General features: G+C 37.5%; 17 protein-coding genes. 6 read left to right on the top strand and 11 right to left on the bottom strand.

The window, feature by feature from the left end; all coding sequences use genetic code 11:
• Window positions 1-4: 4 nt before the first annotated feature.
• From JEP36_RS00470 to serC, 6 genes are all read right to left on the bottom strand, one after another.
• Window positions 5-2,374 (bottom strand): DNA internalization-related competence protein ComEC/Rec2, encoded by a 2,370-nt coding sequence (locus tag JEP36_RS00470; RefSeq protein ID WP_198629742.1) that lies wholly within the window; start codon window positions 2,372-2,374, stop codon window positions 5-7.
• A gap of 413 nt (window positions 2,375-2,787) precedes the next feature.
• A complete protein-coding gene (ihfB, locus tag JEP36_RS00465) occupies window positions 2,788-3,075 on the bottom strand; it encodes an integration host factor subunit beta (RefSeq protein WP_006537420.1) in 288 nt (95 codons plus the stop codon).
• Between the two features lie 64 nt (window positions 3,076-3,139).
• A complete protein-coding gene (gene rpsA, locus JEP36_RS00460; RefSeq protein ID WP_006537421.1) occupies window positions 3,140-4,813 on the bottom strand; it encodes a 30S ribosomal protein S1 in 1,674 nt (557 codons plus the stop codon).
• A 173-nt stretch (window positions 4,814-4,986) separates the two neighbouring features.
• Entirely contained in the window at window positions 4,987-5,673 is a 687-nt protein-coding gene (gene cmk / locus JEP36_RS00455; RefSeq protein WP_198629741.1) for a (d)CMP kinase, read from the bottom strand.
• Between the two features lie 312 nt (window positions 5,674-5,985).
• Entirely contained in the window at window positions 5,986-7,272 is a 1,287-nt protein-coding gene (gene aroA / locus JEP36_RS00450) for a 3-phosphoshikimate 1-carboxyvinyltransferase (RefSeq protein ID WP_198626167.1), read from the bottom strand.
• 196 nt (window positions 7,273-7,468) lie between these two features.
• On the bottom strand, window positions 7,469-8,557 hold the full coding sequence (serC, locus tag JEP36_RS00445) for a 3-phosphoserine/phosphohydroxythreonine transaminase (protein WP_198629740.1): 1,089 nt from the start codon (window positions 8,555-8,557) through the stop codon (window positions 7,469-7,471).
• 136 nt (window positions 8,558-8,693) lie between these two features.
• On the opposite strand from serC, the gene JEP36_RS00440 reads away from it, so the two are divergent.
• Window positions 8,694-10,127 carry an MFS transporter gene (locus tag JEP36_RS00440; RefSeq protein WP_198629739.1) on the top strand — a complete coding sequence of 478 codons (1,434 nt, stop codon included), beginning with the start codon at window positions 8,694-8,696 and terminating at the stop codon, window positions 10,125-10,127.
• 69 nt (window positions 10,128-10,196) lie between these two features.
• Here the strand turns inward: JEP36_RS00440 and ansB are convergent, their stop codons facing one another.
• Entirely contained in the window at window positions 10,197-11,234 is a 1,038-nt protein-coding gene (ansB, locus tag JEP36_RS00435; RefSeq protein ID WP_109373520.1) for an L-asparaginase 2, read from the bottom strand.
• 230 nt (window positions 11,235-11,464) lie between these two features.
• Between ansB and ycaO the strand changes: the two genes are divergently transcribed.
• From ycaO to JEP36_RS00410, 5 genes are all read left to right on the top strand, one after another.
• The gene (gene ycaO, locus JEP36_RS00430) at window positions 11,465-13,222 is read left to right on the top strand and encodes a 30S ribosomal protein S12 methylthiotransferase accessory factor YcaO (RefSeq protein WP_198620528.1); all 1,758 of its coding nucleotides are present in this window, start codon (window positions 11,465-11,467) and stop codon (window positions 13,220-13,222) included.
• A gap of 672 nt (window positions 13,223-13,894) precedes the next feature.
• Window positions 13,895-14,749, top strand: coding sequence for a formate transporter FocA (focA, locus tag JEP36_RS00425; RefSeq protein WP_100159566.1), 855 nt, complete (start codon window positions 13,895-13,897; stop codon window positions 14,747-14,749).
• Between the two features lie 54 nt (window positions 14,750-14,803).
• The gene (gene pflB, locus JEP36_RS00420; RefSeq protein ID WP_198620500.1) at window positions 14,804-17,086 is read left to right on the top strand and encodes a formate C-acetyltransferase; all 2,283 of its coding nucleotides are present in this window, start codon (window positions 14,804-14,806) and stop codon (window positions 17,084-17,086) included.
• Between the two features lie 108 nt (window positions 17,087-17,194).
• Complete coding sequence (gene pflA / locus JEP36_RS00415) at window positions 17,195-17,935, top strand: pyruvate formate lyase 1-activating protein (protein WP_023581312.1); 741 nt, start codon at window positions 17,195-17,197, stop codon at window positions 17,933-17,935.
• A 299-nt stretch (window positions 17,936-18,234) separates the two neighbouring features.
• On the top strand, window positions 18,235-19,113 hold the full coding sequence (locus JEP36_RS00410) for a BPSS1780 family membrane protein (RefSeq protein WP_198620499.1): 879 nt from the start codon (window positions 18,235-18,237) through the stop codon (window positions 19,111-19,113).
• 86 nt (window positions 19,114-19,199) lie between these two features.
• Here JEP36_RS00410 and allD read toward each other — a convergent pair whose 3' ends face one another.
• The 4 genes from allD to JEP36_RS00390 form a co-directional block, all read right to left on the bottom strand.
• Window positions 19,200-20,249, bottom strand: a complete 1,050-nt coding sequence (gene allD / locus JEP36_RS00405; protein WP_198629738.1) for an ureidoglycolate dehydrogenase — start codon at window positions 20,247-20,249, stop codon at window positions 19,200-19,202.
• A 257-nt stretch (window positions 20,250-20,506) separates the two neighbouring features.
• Window positions 20,507-21,331: a MetQ/NlpA family ABC transporter substrate-binding protein gene (locus tag JEP36_RS00400; RefSeq protein ID WP_198626163.1), complete on the bottom strand. Its 825-nt coding sequence runs from the start codon at window positions 21,329-21,331 to the stop codon at window positions 20,507-20,509.
• 52 nt (window positions 21,332-21,383) lie between these two features.
• Entirely contained in the window at window positions 21,384-22,070 is a 687-nt protein-coding gene (locus tag JEP36_RS00395) for a methionine ABC transporter permease (protein WP_198620496.1), read from the bottom strand.
• Between the two features lies 1 nt (window position 22,071).
• The gene (locus JEP36_RS00390; RefSeq protein WP_198629737.1) at window positions 22,072-23,058 is read right to left on the bottom strand and encodes a methionine ABC transporter ATP-binding protein; all 987 of its coding nucleotides are present in this window, start codon (window positions 23,056-23,058) and stop codon (window positions 22,072-22,074) included.
• Window positions 23,059-23,194: the final 136 nt, after the last annotated feature.

Below are 23,194 nucleotides of genomic sequence, written 5' to 3'. Positions count from 1 at the left end.
CATTCTACTCGGGAAACGTCAAAATACCAAACCACTGATGATACCAACGAGGTAAAATATCTCGTCTATAGGTAAATACATCAATATTATCTTGATTAAACTCGATAGAAACTTGCCCACTAATAGAGGTTGTTAGCCAATTAATAGCTTCTTTTTTATAGCGATGATGTACTTTATCAGAAGGTAAACGCCAAGGGCTATAACGAGCAGCAGAAACAAGTGCAATTTTTGGTGATACAGCTTGAATAAACATCAATGTGGATGATGTTTGACTACCATGATGAGGGACTTGTAAAACATCTGCTTTCAGTTGTTCTTTTTTTACTCTTACCAATTGAGCTTCAGCTTCTTTCTCTATATCTCCAGTCAAAAGAATATTGTGTTTACCATCGCTGACATTAATTACACAGGATTGATTATTCTTCGGAGAAAGTGATTTATTCAGTGGCCATAATGCATCAAATTGAAGCTCTTTCCACTGCCATGATTTATTGCTTAAGCAAGGTAAATGCGAAGGATCGTCAAAACTACTACGAATGCTTAAGTTAGGATAAGCTTTTATTAAATCTTTAATACCACCCGTATGATCAAGATGATCATGACTAATTATCAATGCAACGGGTTTAAGTCGATGGCTTTTTAAATAAGGAATAATGACACTTTTTGCAATTGAACCACCACTTTTCCAACGTATTCCAGTGTCATAAATAATTGCCTCTCCTTCTTTTTCAATAATAATCGCTAAACCATGCCCAACATCTAGCATAGACATTCGCCATTGATAGCGTGAAGAAGCGGCGAATTCACAATATAAAATAGTAGCAATAGCCACAATACAAATAAAATGATGATACCACCATGACATTTTGATGACTAAAATAATACCAATTCCCAAAAATCCTAATAATAAGGGGATAGCGCCGCTATCTTGCCAAAATGGTAAAAATAATGGAGCACACCAAAAAGCAAGGTTTATTGAAAGATCAACCCAATGCCAAATTATCGGTTGAAAAAATGAGAGAAAAAATGTCAATAATCCAAGCATTATTAATGGTACAGTAATAAAAGAAATAACAGGAACCGCCCATAAATTAACAATAAAACTAAAAAAATTAGCACCACTAAATAAATATAATTGAAATGGTAATAAAATAATTAATAAACCAAATTGTAAATGTACTAATCTTAAAATAAACCACCGTTTTTGATAATTATATTTAGCTTTTAATGGGTACATCCAATACCAAAAAATAATGGCGAATATAGCAGAAAATGAGAGCCAAAAACTGGCTGAAAGTATAGAAAGAGGTTCAACAATAAGAATGAGTGCAGCACTCCACAGTGCCCATTGCCACGGTAAAAATAACCGGCTCCCCCAATGCAAAATAACCCAAACGGTTAATCCAATAACAGCTCTTGTTGCTGGTATTCCCCAACCCGATAACGCGGCATAGAAAACACCACATAGCCAAGCTATAACTAATGGAAATTGTGGATTAATCCATCTAATAGGAAAAAGAAATTGAATACCTCTTGCAATAACCCAACCAGCAAAGGCAGCTAAACCTATATGTAAACCCGATATCACAATTAAATGTGCAACTCCTGTTTTCATATAGAGATCTTTTTTTTCAGGTTCGATATATCGCTTATCACCTAAGACTAAAGCAATTATTTCACCTTTATTTTTTGCTGTTTGCCAATAAGCTGAGATGGTCTGAATAAGCTGAATACGCAGTGATATATCATCTCGGATAAACTTAGCCGTCATCACTTTACCCGTTAGAGTTTCTTTCATAGAAACGGCATATTTTTGGCTATCAAACCCACCTTCATTTAAATAGCTATGTACAGCTCTGAATTGAATCTTAAACTTCCAATATTGCCCTACCGCTATATTTTTAGGCGGATTTCGCCAATACACGTTAGCGTAAACAGATGATGAAAAGAGCGTTTTTTTCGTAATAGGTATTTTGATAATAATATTACCATCTGCTAATTGGCGATATCCCATAACTTTGGTTTCAAATGTTGCCATATTATCAGCAAACTGTTCCGTTCTCGTCATTAACGATGACGCAGCCATATTTGAATAACCCCAGAAAAACAGAAATATTGCTAAAAATCGGAATGAGCAAAAAGGAACAAATAATAGAAATAGAGCAACTAGAATAATAATAGAATAAATAGTTTGGCTAAAAAGTGTATGTTGAGCTAATAACGGTAAGCAACCTAATATCATTGCTAAAGCAATATTATCTAAAGTTAACTTTGTGAAATAGAGTTTTTGAAAATAGGTTGAATGAAAGCACCTCCATTTTATTGATACCACCCTTAACTCAAAAAAGTTTATTATTCGATTCAATAAAATCATTTTCAGCATCCTTACCTTCAATCATTCTTTAAATATCATGATATTACCATTCAGTTAAAGAAAGACGTTTAGGTCATTTTTTAGCGATGCTTTATAAAAAGAAAAAGATCTCTTGTTGCATACAATGAATTTTGAGAAGAAACTCGTAAAAAGCCAAACAACTAAGTGATACAGGTAATTAAATAGAGAAATTACAACTAAAGCAGAATACAGTAGTAAAGAAGAAGTAAGAAAGGTAGGTACTAGTGGGATAAAGTAAATAGAGCAAATCAATCAATTCAAGATCAGAGATTGAAGAAGATTAGAGAGCAGAAAAATACGCTAAAAGTCATAATAATTGGTAATAAAAAAACGGCACCTAAGCACCGTTTTTGAGAAAGTTAACTAACATCGTGCCATTTCGACAGGAGTTATTATTCCGTATAAATGTTTACACGGTCACGTAACTCTTTACCTGGCTTAAAGTGTGGAACGTATTTACCTTCCAGATCTACTTTATCACCAGTCTTCGGGTTACGACCCGTACGCGGCGCACGGTAGTGTAGAGAAAAACTGCCGAATCCGCGGACTTCGATACGCTCACCATCAGCTAAAGTATCAGCCATATGATCAAGCATTTCTTTTACAGCTTCTTCAACCGTCTTAGCCGAAAGATGAGATTGTAGGCCTGCAAGTCTCTCGATTAACTCAGACTTGGTCATATTACCTCCCTAAACTACCGATAAATAGGCAACGATTAACGTTGCCTTCCGTTAATAACTTAAATTATTCGCCTTTAGCTGCTTTGAAAGCTTCAGCCATAGCGTTGTTTGAAAAACCAACTTCTTCTTTGTTGTTTACAGAAGCGATAGCGTCTTTCTCGTCTGCTTCGTCCTTAGCACGAACAGATAAGTTGATAACGCGGTTTTTACGGTCAACGCCAGTGTATTTAGCTTCTACAGCTTCGCCAACATTCAGAACCAGAGTTGCATCTTCAACGCGGTCACGTGAAGCTTCTGAAGCACGCAGGTAACCTTCAACACCGTCAGCTAATTCTACAGTTGCGCCTTTAGCGTCAACAGCAGTTACTTTACCAGAAACAATAGCACCTTTTTTGTGAGCAGACAGGTAATTATTGAATGGATCTTCTGATAATTGTTTAACGCCCAGTGAGATACGTTCACGTTCAGCATCAACTTGCAGAACTACAGCAGCGATTTCGTCGCCTTTTTTGTATTCACGAACTGCTTCTTCACCTGCAACATTCCAAGAAATGTCAGATAAATGAACCAGACCATCAATACCGCCGTCTAAACCGATGAAGATACCGAAGTCAGTGATAGACTTGATTTTACCTTCAACACGGTCGTTCTTGTTGTGAGTTTCTGCGAACTGCTGCCATGGGTTAGATTTGCACTGTTTCAGACCCAGTGAAATACGACGACGTTCTTCATCGATGTCAAGAACCATAACTTCAACAACATCACCAACGTTAACAACTTTAGATGGATGAATGTTTTTGTTAGTCCAATCCATTTCAGAAACGTGTACCAGACCTTCAACGCCTTCTTCGATTTCTACGAAGCAACCGTAATCAGTCAGGTTAGTTACACGACCAGTCAGTTTAGTACCTTCTGGATAACGTTTAGCGATAGCTACCCATGGATCTTCGCCCAGTTGTTTCAGACCTAATGATACGCGAGTACGTTCACGGTCGAATTTCAGGACTTTAACAGTGATTTCGTCGCCAACATTGACAATTTCGCTTGGGTGTTTAACACGTTTCCAAGCCATGTCAGTGATGTGCAGTAAGCCGTCAACACCGCCCAGATCAACGAATGCACCGTAGTCAGTAAGGTTCTTAACGATACCTTTAACTTCCATGCCTTCTTGCAGGTTTTCTAATAACTGATCGCGTTCTGCGCTGTTTTCAGATTCGATAACCGCACGACGAGACACAACAACGTTGTTACGTTTTTGGTCTAATTTGATGACTTTGAACTCAAGCTCTTTGTTTTCCAGATGAGTTGTATCGCGAACTGGGCGAACGTCTACCAGTGAACCTGGTAAGAACGCACGAATGCCGTTCAGTTCAACAGTGAAACCACCTTTAACTTTACCGTTGATGATACCAACAACAGTTTCGTTTTCTTCGTAAGCTTTTTCCAGCATCAGCCACGCTTCGTGACGTTTAGCTTTCTCACGAGACAGAACGGTTTCACCGAAGCCATCTTCAACCGCGTCCAGAGCAACATCAATTTCGTCGCCCACTTGGATTTCTAATTCGCCTTGAGCGTTTTTGAATTGTTCTACAGGAATAGCAGATTCTGATTTCAGACCTGCATCAACCAGAACAACGTCTTTATCGATAGCAACTACAACGCCGCGAACGATAGCGCCAGGACGAGTTTCGATTGTTTTTAGGGATTCTTCAAAGAGTTGAGCAAAAGATTCTGTCATGTTAATGATCTTCAAGTAAATTTAATTAACGTCCATTTAGCATCCGGCCGAATGGGGTTGTTTCACATACCTCGTTACATCCTTTGTGACAAGGTCATCGGGCATTGTTGTGTTTTCATTAACACGTCAACCCGATTTTGATAATTACCTAGTATAAACGAAATAAAAATTAATTACGCTGATAATTGCAGATTTTTTTTAGCATAAGCCAACGATTTTTCAATGACTTCGTCAATAGACAAGCTTGTAGAATCGAGAATTAATGCATCTTTCGCCGCAACAAGTGGCGCAACAGCGCGATTCCGGTCACGGTAATCGCGTTCTTTTATCTCGGATAAAAGGCGCTCAAAGTTAACATTAAAGCCCTTTTCCTGCAACTGTAACATGCGACGACGCGCGCGCTCTTCTGCACTCGCTTCTAGAAATATTTTTACTTGAGCATCAGGAAAAACAATTGTGCCCATATCTCGACCATCTGCAATTAAGCCCGGCGCTGTACGAAATGCGCGTTGACGACGCAGTAATGCTTCTCTTACACGAGGAAAAGTCGCAGCTTGTGATGCCGTATTCCCAACTGTTTCTGTTCGAATTTCAGTTGAAACATCTTCACCTTCAAGAATGACACTTAAGCCATTCTCATTAGGAATAAAACGTACATCTAAATTTGCAGCCAGGGGAACTAAAGCATCTTCTGAGGTGATATCAACATGGTGATGTAAAGCCGCTAATGCCAATACACGATAAATAGCGCCAGAATCGAGTAAATGCCAGCCAAACGCTTTCGCTAATGCTTGGCATAATGTTCCTTTACCTGCTCCGCTAGGCCCATCAACAGTTATAACAGGGACGATAACCGCCATGAGTTTCTCCTTTTCGTGGGCACTGCATTTCTGTATTTGTTGCTCTTATTACATTGATATAATAGGCATTGTATTCAAACAGAGAAAAACAGTATTAATATATGCGCGACATTATACGCATACAATGTATAGGAAGAAACAAGCAGATAAGCACTAAAGGGTCTTATTTAATATTATTTTTTCGAGATAGTGTATTTTTTAGAAAAATTAATCTAATCACAATAAAAAATCGGCAGTATTGTTCTTTAAAAAGTCCAATACTACCGATTTAATTGATTTAATTTTGACTCATTTTAATTAATGATTTTCACATTAATTATTACGTTGAGAAAGTGTTTCTAATTTCTCAAAATAATCAGGGAAGGTTTTTGCAGTACATCCTGGATCAAGAATAGTAATTGGCGTATCTGAAAGTGCCACCAGCGAAAAACACATCGCAATGCGGTGATCATTATAAGTTTCGATATCCGCAGTGATTAACTGTTTTGGTGGCGTTACTTTTAAGTAGTCGTGCCCTTCTTCAACTATCGCACCTACTTTTTGTAACTCTGCTGCCATTGCCGCTAATCGGTCAGTTTCTTTTACACGCCAGTTATAGATATTACGGATAACAGTCTCACCTTCAGCAAAAAGTGCCGTGGTAGCAATGGTCATTGCTGCATCAGGGATAGTATTCATATCCATATCAATGCCTTTTAACGTTCCACGCTCACACTCTATATAGTCATCACCCCAGCGTACTTTTGCGCCCATTTTTTCAAGCACAGAAGCAAAATGGATATCCCCTTGTAAGCTATTTTTACCTATACCTGTAACTCGTACAGTGCCACCTTTAATGGCAGCAGCGGCTAAAAAGTAAGAAGCAGATGAAGCATCACCTTCTACAAGGTACTTTTCTGGTGATTGATATTGCTGCCCACCTTTTATAACAAAGCGTTGGTAGTCTTGATTTTCAATTTTCCCACCAAAGGTATTAATTAATGCTAAGGTAATATCAATGTAAGGTTTTGATACTAATTCGCCTTTAATAGTGATAATAGTATCTTGCTCAGCTAAAGGTGCCGTCATTAATAATGCAGTCAAAAATTGGCTAGAAACACGCCCATCAACCTCAACATTACCACCTAAAAAACCACCACATAAGCGAATTGGCGGATAATCTGTCTGTTCAAGGTAGTCAATTTTTGCGCCACCTTGGCGTAAAGCGTCAACTAAATGCCCAATTGGACGCTCTTTCATACGAGGTTCACCCGTAAGAATAATATCGTGCTCACCAAGACTTAATGCAGCCGCTAATGGGCGCATTGCTGTACCTGCATTACCTAAAAAGAGCTCTAATGGCGAATTTGTTTTAAACTTTCCCTCTAGCCCTTCAATATCACATACCGTATTGTTATTTGATAATTGATATTGCACACCTAACGCTTTTAATGCATTAAGCATATGACGAATATCATCACTATCTAATAAGTTGGTTAGACGAGTTTTACCTTTAGCTAAAGCCGCTAATAACAACGCACGGTTAGAGACACTTTTTGATCCTGGTAAATTAATAACACCTTCGATATGAGCGATAGGTTGTAATGTTAACGATTCCATAAACAGGTAAAAACTCCAATAGACAAATAAATTAAGAGGGATGTTATTTAATTAAATATAAAATTATTTAGATACTTATATTTTTATTTATTAATTCCGCACTAAGTAATTCAATTTTAATTATTAACATCTTGAATATTGAATGAATAAGAAAACCTGTATGTTAAGCAGATTTTCTTATTCTAAATTTTATTTCTTACGCATGGCGACGTTCAAAATCAGCCATAAAGTCAACTAATGCTTGAACACCGTCCAATGGCATTGCGTTATAAATTGAAGCACGCATACCACCAGATACACGGTGACCTTTTAATGCGACTAAACCCTGTGCTTCTGCCTCTTTTAGAAATACAGAATCCAACTCAGGAGAAGACATTTGGAAAGGTACATTCATTAGTGAACGATTCTCTGTGGCAACACGATTGATATAGAAATCACTATTATCAATTGCACTATAAAGAAGCGCTGCTTTTTCATAGTTACGTTTTGCCATCTCTTGCAAACCACCTTGCTCTTTCAGCCATTTAAAGACCATACCTGATAAATACCAAGCAAAGGTAGGTGGTGTATTAAACATGGAATCATTTTCAGCAAGCACAGTGTAATCAAACACGGAAGGCGTTTCTTTACGCGCTTTACCTAATAGATCTTCACGAATAATGACAATCGTTAAACCCGCAGGACCAATATTCTTTTGTGCACCCGCGTAGATAACACCAAAACGGCTAACATCTATCGGTTGAGATAAAATAGAAGATGAATAGTCAGCAATAACAATTTTGCTGTCATCAAAATCTGGCTCTTCATGAATGGCAATACCATCAATGGTTTCATTTGGGCAATAATGCACATAAGCAGCATCAGCACTTAATTGCCACTCTTTCATTGGCTTAACGCCAATTTTGCCATCAATTTCTGTTTTAATTTTAATGATATTCGGCGAACAATATTTTTCAGCTTCTTCGGCTGCACTTTTAGCCCAATAACCACCATCAATATAATCAGCGCTTGCTTTATCGCCTAATAAATTGAGAGGTAAAGCAGCAAAATGGCCACGAGCACCACCGTGGCAAAAAAGAATTTTATAGTTTTCTGGCACATTGAGAAGATCGCGAAGATCTTGTTCTGCCTGATGAGCAACCTCAAGAAACTCTTTACTGCGGTGGCTAATTTCCATAACCGAACGCCCAAGTTCATGCCAGTTGCATAATTCTAATTCTGCACGACGAAGGACTTCTGCCGGTAACATAGCCGGACCTGCACTAAAGTTATATACCTGACTCATTCAAATTCACCCTATCTGAATATGTTTTTACAAAATGACCTTTATCGGTTGTATCATTCCCGTTAAATTGGCGCAATGATTATTGTGAACTAACGCATAATATGCAGAGCATAAAAATAATGGTTAGGAGTGTTTTATGTCGGGGAGTGTAAATAAAAAAGAAGAAGCGAGCTGGGGAATGCTTCTTCATGGAAAAAATAGTCTAAAATCGCTCGCTTTGGCAGGAGGTGTCGCATTACATGCAATTAATGTCTATATTACGATCACAACGCTACCTTCAATTGTACGTGATATTGGTGGGCTTAATTTATATGCATGGAACACCACTGTTTTTATTCTGGCTTCAATTCTCTCTTCTGCATTAACTTCTCGATTACTGAGCGTACTTGCACCCCGCAATAGTTATCTTTTTGCCACAATTTGCTTTTTAGCAGGTTCTGTTATTTGTGCGACAGCACCCTCAATGCAGATATTACTTTTAGGGCGATTTATTCAAGGAGCTGGCGGAGGAATGTTGCTGGCTCTTGCTTACTCTTTAGTTCGGGTCATGTTTCCTCAACCACTTTGGTCTAGAGCCATGGCATTAATGTCTAGCATGTGGGGAATATCGACACTATTAGGCCCTGCGCTAGGTGGAATATTTGCTGAATATGATGTTTGGCGCGGTGCATTTTGGTCTATTTTATTTGTAGGTATTCCTTACGCTATTTTATTATTTACTATTCTTCCTACCGAAAATAATGCTGATAATATCGTCGCGAAAACCCCATTACCTTATCAGCAGCTTATTTTATTAATGCTTGCTGTATTATCTATTTCTATTGGTAGTCTTTATAACGTTATTTTATATAACGCCTTATCCTTTATATTTGCTTTTATCTTTATTCTCCTGTTAGTCAATATTGATAAAAAATCAAATGATGGCTTATTTCCTAGAGGGACATTTTCTTTTTCTGCACCGTTAGCACCCATATATTTCACAATGGCTTTATTAGGGATTAGTGTACAAACAGAAGTCTTTGTGCCCTATTTCTTGCAAATTATCCATAATGTTACCCCACTACTTTCAGGTTATTTAGCGGCATTGGTTGGTGCGGGTTGGTCTTTCTCTGCCATTGTGTCTTCATCAAGTAAACAATCTACTGCACAGCGGTTAATGCGTTTTGGCCCAATGATTAATTTTTCAGCCATTGTGATCCTCGGTTTATTTATCTCTAATGTTTTAACCGTACCTTATGGGCAGATTATCATTATTTGTATCGCTCTCTTTTTTACAGGTGCCGGAATTGGTATGGCATGGCCTCATTATTTAACCCATGTTTTACACGTTTCTCAGGGACAAGAAGCTCAAAAAGCGGCAACATCCATTACCACTATTCAATTGTTTTCAACAGCTGTCGGTGCATCTATTTCAGGGACTGTGGTTAATATGGCAGGGTTAACAGATCCAGGAGGTATTCTTGGCGCGCAAAATGCTGCACATTGGCTGTTTATTGTGTTTGCTTTTACGCCGTTTGTGGCGTTTTTTACAGCGAAAGTTGTGGTATCTAGCGCTAAAAAGAATCAATGAATATGATGTGATTTTTAATATAACAAAGCCTCACGAATGAGGCCTTGTTATTATTTAGACTTGTTTAACTTAATACTTTTCAAAGTTTTCTTGAATTTTTGCAGGATCTTGAGTTTCAGTCAGTGATAACTGTAATAACACTCTCGCTTTTTGTGGATTTAAGCGCTCTGACGCAATAAAGCCATATTTTGCATCATCCACTTCACCATTTTGGGTGGTAAATCCTACTGGCACACGGCTTGCACGAACCACTGCAACACCTTTTTTCGCGCCATCAGCTAAGGTATTAAAAATATCAGTATATAAGTTACCGTTACCCACACCTGCACTAACAATACCTTTGTAGCCATTATCAATAAAGGCTTTTGCTGGTAAATCAGACGCATTGGAGTAGTTATAAACAATACCAACTTTTGGCAATTCGGTTAGTTTGCTCACATCAAATGCGGCTTTATCTGCACGAGGTAATGCCGCAGTATAATAATGAACCTTACCGTTATGCACATAACCTTGAGCACCTGCGTTAACAGGCTGGAATGCTTGTACTTCAGTAGTATTCATTTTAACAACGTCTTTACCACTAATCACCGCGTTATTCATAGTGACTAACACACCACGATTTTCAGAGGCTTTATCACTGGCAATCACAACCGCATTAAATAAGTTTAAAGGGCCTTCAGCGCCTAATGCCGTAGCAGGACGCATTGCACCTACCATTACAACAGGTTTTTTACAAGCAGTTGTTAAATCAAGAAAATAAGCCGTTTCCTCCATGGTATCAGTACCATGTGTTATCACGAACCCGTCGGTTTTATCGCAATCTTCATTAATTTTTTTAGCGAGTTTTAACCAAACTTGGTCATTCATATCTTGAGAACCGATATTAACGACTTGCTCACCTTTTAAATTAGCCACTTGCTTCGCTTCAGGCACTGCATTGATCAACACATCAATGCCTAATTTACCTGCCGTATAGCTAGACTGTGTTGCTGAATCACCGCCGCCTGCAATCGTTCCACCTGTTGCAAGAATAGTGACATTAGGCAAAGCGAAAACAGAACCACTGATTACAGCTAACAAACTGGCAAGCAATGTTTTCTTCATCATTTTTTTCGATCCCTTATGAATTAATAAATAAATCTAATTATGATGATTTTTAATTATCAATTCCGTGATAAATCAAACGAATTTATTAAAAAAACTCATATATCAAATAAATAATGAGGCTTCTATATAGTTAGTTATTTTTCGTCATAAGAAATCGTTAGTGCATTACAGGGGATTTCAGTATCATGTGCCCCCTAACTATCACCAGCAAAATATTGATGAAACCTGCCATGTCACAAACATTTATTCCTGGCAAAGATGCCGCACTGGAAGATTCTATCGCTAGCTTTCAGCAAAAATTAACCGACTTAGGATTTAACATTGAAGAAGCTTCATGGTTAAACCCTGTACCAAACGTTTGGTCTGTTCATATTCGCGATAAAGATTGCCCTTTATGTTTTACTAACGGTAAAGGCGCCAGCAAAAAGGCGGCATTAGCCTCTGCTCTAGGCGAATACTTTGAACGTCTTTCAACCAATTATTTCTTCTCTGATTTCTGGTTAGGTGCTGATATTGCAGAAGGTGAATTTGTTCATTATCCAAGTGAAAAATGGTTCCCACTAACAGAAGATGATTCTGTTCCCGCTGGCTTATTAGATGCGCGTTTACGCGAATTTTATGATCCAGAAGGTGAGTTATGTGGTAGTGAGTTAGTTGATTTACAATCAAGTAATCATGATCGCGGAATCTGTGCTCTGCCATTTATACGTCAATCTGATGAAAAACCTGTTTATATTCCTGTAAACATTATTGCTAATTTATATGCTTCTAATGGCATGTCAGCGGGAAATACAAAGAATGAAGCACGAGTTCAAGGGCTTTCTGAAGTTTTTGAACGTTATGTAAAAAATCGCATTATCACTGAGAGAATTAGCTTACCTGAAATTCCTAAAGAAGTTTTAGCTCGCTACCCTGCTGTTATTGAAGCGATTGAAACATTAGAGCAAGAAGGTTTCCCAATCTTTAGTTTTGATGCCTCTTTAGGCGGTCAATTCCCTGTTATTTGTGTCGTATTATTCAACCCACAAAATGGTACCTGTTTTGCCTCTTTTGGTGCTCACCCTGATTTTGGTGTGGCTCTAGAGCGTACTGTCACTGAATTATTGCAAGGCCGTAGCCTTAAAGATCTCGATGTCTTTAATCCGCCAAGCTTTGATGATGAAGAAGTTGGTGATCATACTAACCTTGAAACACACTTTATTGATTCAAGTGGTTTAATTAGTTGGGATCTATTTAAGAAAGATGCCGATTACGCATTTGTTGACTGGAACTTCAGTGGTACGACAGAAGAAGAGTTCCATACCTTAATGTCACTTTGCCAGCAGTGCGATGCAGAAGTCTATATCATGGACTACTCACACCTAGGTGTTTACGCTTGTCGTATTTTAGTACCGGGCTTATCTGATATTTATCCTGCTGAGGATTTACAATTAGCCAATAACATTATGGGTGTACATTGGCGTGACACCATTCTTTCTCTACCAACGAGCGAAGGCACTAAAGAAGAGTATCTTTCTCTTATTGGTCAATTTGATGAAGATGGTTTAGATGACTTTACACGTATCAGAGAGATGATTGGTATTGCTCCGGGCAAAGATAATGGTTGGAGCCATTTGCGTGTAGGTGAATTAAAATCAATGTTAGCGCTTGCGGGTGGCGATCTTGATCAAGCGCTCGTTTGGGTTGAATGGACTCAAGACTTTAATGCTTCTTTATTTACGCCAGAGCGTCAAAACTATTATCGCTGTTTACACAATCTCTTATTATTACAACAAGAGACTGAACGTGAACCAGAACAATATATGTACGCATTTTCTCGTATGTATGGCGAAAAAACATTACAAGCAGCCTTAAATGCAATACAAGGCAAACAAGCATTTTACGGATTACAAACTATTGATCCTGATTTAGCTAATTTACCTGTTCATCAGTCATTACTTGCTGCCTATGAGAAATTACAGAAAGCAAAACGTCAATCGACTAAATAAGGCTATTTTGTTTAAGGTTATTTATTAAATAATAATTAACTTTAACTGAATAATAAGCGCGTATTTAAATTGAAACACTCTATTGAAAAGTAGAGTGTTTTATTTTTCTAAAAATAAAATATTGACAGATTTGTCATGTTGACAAATTTGCCATCTGACAAAATTGTCAAAATATGGCAAAAGTGACGATTTAAGGCATTTAATATGACACTATAAATACATATTGAACTTTTACACCAAGAATATTACTTAAATATAGTTTAAATTGCTATTTGTTTAACCAGATCTCAAAAATTAAAAAACCTTATTTTTATAATGGGTATATGTCTGGAGTAATCATTAAAGATTAACCACAAATAAAGTAATGTTTATATTTATGACAAAAGTAAATAAGGCGTTAAATTTAATTTTTAATTCTTAACATGCGGGGTTTAAATAATACTTTATATTTACTTTCTACTTTATTTATCCAGCTAGTCTAAAATTTTTTGATAATTTTTAAAAAATTTTTTCATTTTATTAATCAAATAGTTATAGCCAAAATAGCGGGTTTTTACGCACTAAAAACGGGATTCTAATGAGCGACCATGATCCATATCAATTTTAGAAGTAAGCCCCTTTGCTACTATTATTGCGTGCTATAATTATTCCAACATATAAGAGAGTGTTAGTATGAAAGCTGACAGCCCTTTTAATTTATTATCACCTGCAGATATGGCAAAAGTTGCCGATGATGCATGTTGTTATAAAGCAAATAAACATATTCCAACGACTTACTTATCTGCATTTACCGCGGGTATGTTTATATCAATTGCTTTTGTTTTTTATATTACTGCTACTACAGGTACCGCATCTGTTCCATTTGGGCTGGCTAAATTAGTCGGTGGGATCTGCTTCTCTCTGGGGTTAATGCTCGTCGTCGTTTGTGGCGCTGACTTATTCACCTCTACTGTTCTTACTATTATTCCTAAAGCAACTGGACGTATATCTTGGGGCAAAATGTTTGCAAACTGGATAAATGTCTATCTTGGTAACTTTGTTGGCGCACTCTTTTTTGTCGCCTTAATGTGGTTCGCAGGTCAGCATATGGCAGCGAATGGGCTTTGGGGGCTTAATGTCTTACAAACAGCACAACATAAAGTTGAACACACTTTTATTGAAGCAGTTTGTTTAGGTATTTTAGCTAACTTAATGGTTTGTCTTGCAGTTTGGATGAGCTATGCAGGTCGCACACTAATTGATAAACTCTTTGCATTAATTTTACCTATCGGTATGTTCGTTGCTAGTGGTTTTGAGCACAGTATCGCTAACATGTTCCTTATCCCTTTAGGTATTGTTATTAAGAATTTTGCACCCGCAGAATTCTGGACTAAAGTAGGTGCATCACCCGAACAATTTTCGGATTTAACAGTTTCGAATTTCCTCGCTGACAATTTATTACCTGTCACTATCGGTAACATTATTGGCGGAGCAGTCCTAGTCGGTTTGGTATACTGGTTAATGCATCTGCGTGGCGATAAACATTAATCCACGCAGGTATGACTGATTTCTTAAGTTCCATTGTAAAAAGGTAGAAGTATCATGTCTGATTTAAATGAAAAATTTGCTGAAGCATGGAAAGGTTTTTCTGAAGGTGAATGGCAGAACAATGTTAACGTTCGTGACTTTATCCAAAAAAACTATACTCCATATGAAGGCGACGAATCTTTCCTAGCAGGTTCCACTAAAGCAACTGATACACTTTGGGAACAAGTTATGGAAGGCATCAAAATCGAAAACCGCACGCATGCGCCGGTTGATTTTGATACTTCTGTTGCTTCAACTATCACATCTCACGATGCGGGTTATATCTCTAAAGATTTAGAACAAATCGTAGGTTTACAGACTGATGCACCTCTGAAACGTGCGATCATCCCATTCGGTGGTATCCGTATGGTTGAAAGTTCTTGCCACGCTTACAACCGTGAGCTGGACCCAGAACTGAAAAAAATCTTTACTGATTACCGTAAAACTCACAACCAAGGCGTTTTCGATGTTTATACTCCAGACATCATGAAATGCCGTAAATCTGGTATCTTAACAGGTTTACCAGATGCATATGGTCGTGGCCGTATCATCGGTGACTACCGTCGTGTTGCACTGTATGGTATTGAGTTCCTGCGTAAAGATAAATTTGCCCAATTCACCTCTTTACAAGAAAGAATGGAAAAAGGCGAAGATCTGGAAATGACTATCCAACTGCGTGAAGAAATCGCAGAGCAGCACGCTGCTTTAGGTCAAATCCAAGAAATGGCTGCGAAATACGGTTACGATATTTCTCGCCCAGCGCAAAACGCAAAAGAAGCAGTACAATGGACTTACTTCGGTTACTTAGCCGCTGTTAAATCTCAAAACGGTGCTGCAATGTCATTTGGTCGTGTATCTACTTTCTTAGATATCTACATCCAACGTGATATTGAAGCTGGCTTACTGACAGAAGAACAAGCTCAGGAATTAATTGACCACTTAGTCATGAAATTACGTATGGTTCGTTTCTTACGTACTCCTGAATATGATGAACTGTTCTCTGGTGACCCAATCTGGGCAACAGAATCTTTAGCAGGTATGGGTTTAGATGGCCGTACTCTGGTAACTAAGAATACTTTCCGTTTCTTAAATACCCTGTACACAATGGGTCCATCACCAGAACCAAACATGACCATCCTGTGGTCAGAACAACTGCCTATCAACTTCAAAAAATATGCAGCTAAAGTCTCAATCGATACTTCTTCAATCCAGTACGAAAATGATGACTTAATGCGTCCTGACTTCGACAGCGATGACTATGCAATCGCATGTTGTGTTAGCCCAATGGTTGTTGGTAAACAAATGCAGTTCTTCGGTGCTCGTGCGAACTTAGCGAAAACCTTACTGTATACCATCAATGGTGGTGTTGACGAAAAACTGAAAATCCAAGTAGGTCCAAAACATGCTCCAATCATGGACGAAGTATTAGACTTCGATACTGTGATGAACCAAATGGATCACTTTATGGATTGGTTAGCAACTCAGTACGTAACTGCGCTGAACGTTATCCACTACATGCACGATAAATACAGCTATGAAGCAGCTCTGATGGCACTTCATGATCGTGACGTATATCGTACAATGGCATGTGGTATCGCAGGTCTGTCTGTTGCTGCTGACTCACTGTCTGCAATCAAATATGCAAAAGTTTCTCCAATCCGTGATGAAAACGGCTTAGCAGTTGACTTTAAAATTGATGGCGAATACCCACAATTTGGTAACAACGATTCTCGTGTAGATGACATCGCTTGTGACTTAGTTGAACGTTTCATGAAGAAAATTCAGAAACTGCGTACATACCGTAATGCGGTACCTACACAGTCAATCCTGACTATCACTTCAAACGTTGTTTACGGTAAGAAAACAGGTAATACCCCAGATGGTCGTCGTGCAGGTGCACCATTCGGACCAGGTGCTAACCCAATGCACGGTCGTGACCAAAAAGGTGCGGTAGCTTCTCTGACTTCTGTTGCGAAACTGCCATTTGCTTATGCGAAAGATGGTATTTCTTACACCTTCTCAATCGTACCTAATGCATTAGGTAAAGATGATGATGTTCGTAAAGCAAACCTTGCGGGTCTGATGGATGGTTACTTCCACCACGAAGCGGGCATCGAAGGTGGTCAACACCTGAACGTCAACGTGATGAACCGTGAAATGCTGTTAGAAGCAATGGAAGATCCTGAGAAATATCCTCAGTTAACTATCCGTGTTTCTGGTTATGCAGTTCGCTTTAACTCACTGACTAAAGAGCAACAGCAAGACGTTATCACCCGTACATTTACACAAACAATGTAATAAAGATAACTATATGCATTTATTTACTGAGAAAGTAGATAAAATCGCTTAGAATAAAGGCCCCTACTTTGGGGCCTTTTTATTAGACAGTTTTGGAGTAACCCTGTTATGTCCGTACTTGGTCGTATCCACTCATTTGAATCCTGCGGTACTGTTGACGGTCCCGGAATACGTTTCATTGTTTTCTTTCAAGGATGCCTAATGAGATGCCTCTATTGTCACAACCGTGACACATGGGATACTCATGGTGGGCAAATCGTCACAGTTGATGAACTAATGAAAGAGGCGGTTACCTATCGTCATTTTATGAATGCTTCTGGCGGCGGTGTTACTGCTTCAGGTGGCGAAGCAATTTTGCAAGCAGAGTTTGTACGTGATTGGTTTCGTGCTTGTCAGAAAGAAAATATCCATACCTGCCTAGATACTAATGGCTTTGTTCGTCGTTATGATCCCGTTATTGATGAATTAATGGATGCCACTGACTTAGTGATGCTCGACCTAAAACAAGTCAATGATGAGATCCACCAAAAGCTCGTTGGTGTATCAAACCAGCGTACACTTGAATTCGCACGTTATTTAGCAAAACGAGGCCAAAAAACATGGGTTCGTTATGTAGTTGTACCGGGTTGGTCTGATGATGATGATTCTGCTCATCGTTTAGGCGAATTTATTAAAGATATGAAAAATATCGAAAAAGTAGAACTTCTTCCTTACCACGAACTCGGCAAACATAAATGGGTAGCTTTAGGAGAAGAATACAAGCTAGATGGCATTCATCCACCGTCAAAAGAGACGATGGAAAATGTAAAATCAATTCTTGAATCTTATGGCCATAAAGTGATCTACTAAGCTTTTCTACTTAAGATTAATTTAAGAAGCAGCGCATTAAAGCGCTGCTTTTTTGTTTTTATATAATTAAAAATATTCAAAACAAATAAAGTTATTTTTTAATGAGATGAAGTTAACTTAAATTATTTAAATCATTTTGTATTAATTAAAGAATGTCTGTCCTCACAAGTAAAAATATACATTCTAAGATTATCCTTAACCTATATTAAGTTGAATACAGTTGATTAATAACAAAACAAAAAGATATTATAGAAATCTTATATTTATAAACTAAAGATATTGGGATTAAGGTACAGGAAATGGAACAAGACAATAATTCATCGCTAACAGAGCCTCAAGAGGTATTTACGCCTATTCCTCAAGCACGAGGTGCCTCAGGCGGAGTACGTTGGTTAGGACTGGGATGGGATTTAATAAAAGAACGTTTTTGGATGTGGGTAGGCGTTATTATTATCTACTTTATCGTTAGTCTTATTATATCGACCATTCTTGGATTTATTCCGCTAATAGGTCCAATCATATCACCTTTTATTACTACTGTATTAGCTACAGGCCTTATTGCCATTGCCCATCAGCAATATGAAACCCGACGGATGGACGTTGATAATCTATTCTTTGGTTTTTATAACAAACGCTATCTAAGTATAATGGGCGCTTACGGCATCAGTTTCCTTATTTTGCTGTTTGGGATTATTCTCGCAGTTATTATCTCTGGTGCAGCCATGATGGACGTTATCTATGCAGCTTCTAGTGATTATTCTGAAGAAATTATTGCTGAAATGATGGCAGATAACACATCAGGTTTTACTCTATTTATCATTATTATTGCTATTTTTGGTACAATTAGTACTGCTGCATATTGGTTTGTCCCTGCGTTGGTATTAGTAAACGGTTATAAAGCGCTCCCTGCTGTTAAAGCGAGCCTTTCGGCAGTAAAAATAAATTTAGCGGGTGGATTCTTCTTCTTTATTTTACTGCTATTTATTCTGGTAGTGAGTATTATTCCATTTGGTTTAGGGTTATTAATTACTATTCCTCTTTCTTACACTGCGATGTATGGCTCTTATCGTGACGTTTTTTATCACCATAATGTAGGCAACCAAGGAAATAATGGTGGAAATGGAACGATTTCTCTTAATAAAACCGCTGAATCCAATATTGGTAAATTAGTCAGTTAATTCTTAGCATTAGCTTACTTAAATAAAAAAGCAGTAGAGCGTAAATCCTACTGCTTTTTATTATCTAGAATACATAGCTTACATCATTAACCCGCAAACGGGTTTTTATTATCATAAGATTTATTATAAAGTGCATCAGATATTAAATAATTATAAATTTCATCAACAATCTCAATACCTTCTTTTTCACTTCTTTGTTCTTCTATTTGACTATTCTCACCAGGATAAAGCACTTTCTCCACATGAGGAGCTGGCTTAATTGCATTTAACTCCCCCATAGCCTGTGAGATATGTTCTCTAAATAATGAGGCATCAGTAAAGAAAGCAGGATTAATAACAATATGTAATTGCCCTAGCTCTCGCCCCTGAGTTAAATCGTGATACATCGAACTGACATGTTTACCAAAAGGAAGTCCAAGCAAGATACCAGACAACACATCAACCATCATCATTAAGCCATAGCCTTTAGGCCCAGCAATAGGCAATAAGCCTTTTACTGCGAAGGGATCAGTCGTAGGTTTACCACTTTCATCGACTGCCCAAGTATCGGGAATATCGACATGCCGTGAACGCGCATCGAGTACCTTGCCCCATGCCTGTACGGTTGTCGCCATATCAAATGTAATACGTTTATCGCCAACTCCTGGCGCTGAAAAAGCGATAGGATTAGTGCCGTAATAGACTTCTGAGCCGCCAAAAGGAACAACCATAGGATCGGACTGGCACAACGAAATACCTACCATGCCTGCTTGCGATGCTTGTTCAACAAAGTAAGATAGCGCACCACTATGACCAATTCGTCTTACACCAACAACTGCAACTCCCTTCTCTTGTGCCATTTTAATTGCGCGTTCCATTGCGTCTTTCGCTGCAACATGCCCAGCTCCATTATCTCCATCAAATACAGCGCTACATGGTCCCGTTTCAGTATAAGTAAAATCAGGAGCCGTATTTGTACCACCTTTACTGATCCGCTCTGCATAATACTCTACACGAACAGCACCATGAGAATGAATACCTTTGGCATCAGCATGGACTAAGACATCAGCCACCGTATCAGCATGAGACTCACTCAATCCTGCATGATGTAATTTATTTTTTATTAATTGATGTAACTGCTGTTTAGAAACTATCATAGAATATGCTCTTTTGTAGGGTTCTAATTAAATAGAAACGTCATAAAATAACGGGGGTAAATTCGAGTGATAGGTCTAATTTAACAGCATAAATAGGATCTGCCGTGATCGGTTTAACCAATGGCGGATTGCGTTATATTTTTGTTAAATAGTCATTTCTTTATTAAAAACCTTTTTATAATCCCTCTTATAAAAAACAAAAAAGTGGCATAATCTCTTACACCACTCTTTGATACATTAATTTAAAAATAAACTAATTATGGAACAGGAACTGCTTCGCCTTTAAAGGTATCCAAAATAAATTTTTTGGTTTCAGGCGCTTTTAGTTGTGCCATTAATTTAGCAATACGCGGATCGTTTTTATCTTCTTCTCTTATAACAACCACATTGGCAAACTTACTGTTAGCCGCAGGCTCTGTATAAATTACTTCTTTGCTTAAATCTAGCCCAGCATTAATGGCAAAGTGCCCATCAATAGAAGCGACATCTGCTTCACCGTTTTTATAAATTTGTGGCAGCAATGGGCCATCATAGGTGAATAAGAATTTAATATTACGAGGATTTTCTACAATATCATCAATTGTGGAGTCATCAGGATCGATGCCATCACGTAATTTAATTAAGCCCTCATCTTGAAATAGTTTTAATATATGTCCATGTTGTGCCAAGTTATTACTACTAATCATTTTTGCACCGTTAGGTAAATCTTGCAGACTTTTATATTTTTGCGAGAAAAAACGATATGGATGCATATGTACAGCTCCCGCAGAAATTAATTTCCAATCAGGGTGATCTGCTAGTGTTTTATTTAAATAAGGTACATGTTGGAAAAAATTAGCATCTAATTCTTTTTCGGCTAATGCTTGATTGGGAATAATATAATCATTAAAAATTCGAATATCTAACTCTAGCCCTTCTTTTGCTAATTGCGGTTTAACAAATTCTAAAATTTCTGCATGAGGTGTACTTGATGCGCCGATAATTAATTTATTCTCTGATTTTTCATCTGATGGTTTGCAAGCAGAGAGCACTAGACTAATAAGTAGCAGTGATCCCAGTTTTTTAAATACTGTTAGTTTCATTATTGTAACCTTATTTTTTTAAATTTGATTTTTAATTGAATTAATTCTTTAATTAGCGTTTATCTATATTTCTTACAACACTATCTCCTAATAACTGAATGCATAATACAATAAATAAAATCACTAAAGTCGCAGCCCAAACCACATCAAGATGACTGCGTTGGAATCCTTCTAAATAAGCTAAGTTACCTAGTCCACCCGCCCCAATTGCGCCTGCAACTGCGGTTCCACCCACTAAAGAAATCAATGTGACAGTTAAGCCAGAAATAAGTGCAGGTGATGATTCTGGTAATAACACTTTAAATATTAACGTAGGCAAATTAGCGCCCATTGAAAGACTTGCCTCAATAACACCTTTGTCTACTTCACGTAATGCTAATTCAACTAGTCTGGCATAAAAGGCTGCTGCTGAAATCACTAATGCAGGTAACGCTGCATTAACACCTAATATGGTTCCCACAATTAATTTAGTAAAAGGGAACAATAAAATAATTAAAATAATAAAAGGAACGGCTCTAAAAATATTTACAATAAATGAGAGTATTCGATAAATAGAAAGTTGCTCTTTATAACCCTCTTTTGCTGTTAAAAATAATGCCACGCCAATTAAGATCCCTAATAAGCAGGATAATGCACCAGAAACCAGTGTCATATATAATGTATTTAATGTTTCTTCACCGAGTACATTGAGTTTTAAATGAGGTAAATAGCTATTAAACCAACTTTGTATTTCATCCATATCACACGACCGCTATATCAAATTTATTATTCTCAAGATATTGGATGATTTCATCCGATTTATTATTTAGCTGTAAATAAATAAACCCGTTTTCTTGTGAAAAACTGCCCTTTATTAAATTAACTGGTTCATTAAATTTAGAAATTAAATCATAAAGTAAATAGTCATATTTTTTACCCTCTTGCAGTAACAGTTTTATTACTGTGCTTTGCTGCTTTATATTCTCAATATCATCACTGTTATCTGTTACATGTACTGATTGTGATAAAAACTGTTGTGTCACTTTATGTTTTGGTTGGTTAAATATTTTTACTACTTCGCCTTGTTCAATTATTTTTCCTTGCTCAATAACGGCTACTTTATTGCATATCGCTTTTACAACTTGCATTTCATGCGTGATCAACACAATCGTAATATTCATTTTTTGATTAATTTCAGCGAGTAGTGCTAAAATTGTTTGTGTTGTTTTTGGATCTAATGCAGATGTTGCTTCATCACATAATAAAACATCAGGATTATTTGCCAGCGCTCTAGCAATACCAACACGTTGTTTTTGCCCACCACTTAATGTTGATGGATATTCATCAGCTTTATCAGCAAGCCCAACTAACTTCATTAATTCACTCGCACGCTGAAAACGTTGCTTCTTATCTAACCCTGAAATTTCAAGTGGGAATTCAATATTCTCTCTAACGGTGCGTGACCATAGCAAATTGAAATGTTGAAAGATCATACCAATTGAGTGGCGGATTTTACGGATCTCACGTTCACTACTGGTAGTAATATTGTATTTACCAACAATCACTTCTCCTTTTGTTACAGGTTCTAAGCGATTCAATAAACGAATTAAGCTACTTTTCCCAGCACCGCTATAACCAATGATGCCAAAGATATCTCCCTGCTCAATATTCAAATTAATATCATCAACAGCAATAGTTTGCTTTTTCCCTAGCTGATAAATTTTGCTGACATTTTTTAGTGTTATCATTTTAATCAACTCACCTATTAAATAGAAATCTAGACGGCTAAACATCTAGAAATCCAAGTTAATGTTAATATGAGAAATTGTCAAGCAAGGAATGAAAAAGAGATAAACAAAAAAGACATACCTTAGAATTAAATTA

This window comes from Proteus sp. PR00208 (genome assembly GCF_016238545.1).
GTDB lineage: Bacteria > Pseudomonadota > Gammaproteobacteria > Enterobacterales > Enterobacteriaceae > Proteus.
Note: the sequence above shows the minus strand (reverse complement) of the source record. Positions and strands in the feature narration are given on the sequence as shown.

Coding starts and splice junctions, on each gene's coding strand:
- pflB (WP_198620500.1), top strand. CDS start 14,804: ATGTCTGATTTAAATGAAAAATTTGCTGAAGCATGGAAAGGTTTTTCT.
- aroA (WP_198626167.1), bottom strand. CDS start 7,272: ATGGAATCGTTAACATTACAACCTATCGCTCATATCGAAGGTGTTATT.
- ansB (WP_109373520.1), bottom strand. CDS start 11,234: ATGATGAAGAAAACATTGCTTGCCAGTTTGTTAGCTGTAATCAGTGGT.
- JEP36_RS00470 (WP_198629742.1), bottom strand. CDS start 2,374: ATGATTTTATTGAATCGAATAATAAACTTTTTTGAGTTAAGGGTGGTA.
- focA (WP_100159566.1), top strand. CDS start 13,895: ATGAAAGCTGACAGCCCTTTTAATTTATTATCACCTGCAGATATGGCA.
- JEP36_RS00440 (WP_198629739.1), top strand. CDS start 8,694: ATGTCGGGGAGTGTAAATAAAAAAGAAGAAGCGAGCTGGGGAATGCTT.
- JEP36_RS00395 (WP_198620496.1), bottom strand. CDS start 22,070: ATGGATGAAATACAAAGTTGGTTTAATAGCTATTTACCTCATTTAAAA.
- allD (WP_198629738.1), bottom strand. CDS start 20,249: ATGATAGTTTCTAAACAGCAGTTACATCAATTAATAAAAAATAAATTA.
- serC (WP_198629740.1), bottom strand. CDS start 8,557: ATGAGTCAGGTATATAACTTTAGTGCAGGTCCGGCTATGTTACCGGCA.
- cmk (WP_198629741.1), bottom strand. CDS start 5,673: ATGGCGGTTATCGTCCCTGTTATAACTGTTGATGGGCCTAGCGGAGCA.
- JEP36_RS00390 (WP_198629737.1), bottom strand. CDS start 23,058: ATGATAACACTAAAAAATGTCAGCAAAATTTATCAGCTAGGGAAAAAG.
- ycaO (WP_198620528.1), top strand. CDS start 11,465: ATGTCACAAACATTTATTCCTGGCAAAGATGCCGCACTGGAAGATTCT.
- pflA (WP_023581312.1), top strand. CDS start 17,195: ATGTCCGTACTTGGTCGTATCCACTCATTTGAATCCTGCGGTACTGTT.
- JEP36_RS00400 (WP_198626163.1), bottom strand. CDS start 21,331: ATGAAACTAACAGTATTTAAAAAACTGGGATCACTGCTACTTATTAGT.
- JEP36_RS00410 (WP_198620499.1), top strand. CDS start 18,235: ATGGAACAAGACAATAATTCATCGCTAACAGAGCCTCAAGAGGTATTT.
- ihfB (WP_006537420.1), bottom strand. CDS start 3,075: ATGACCAAGTCTGAGTTAATCGAGAGACTTGCAGGCCTACAATCTCAT.
- rpsA (WP_006537421.1), bottom strand. CDS start 4,813: ATGACAGAATCTTTTGCTCAACTCTTTGAAGAATCCCTAAAAACAATC.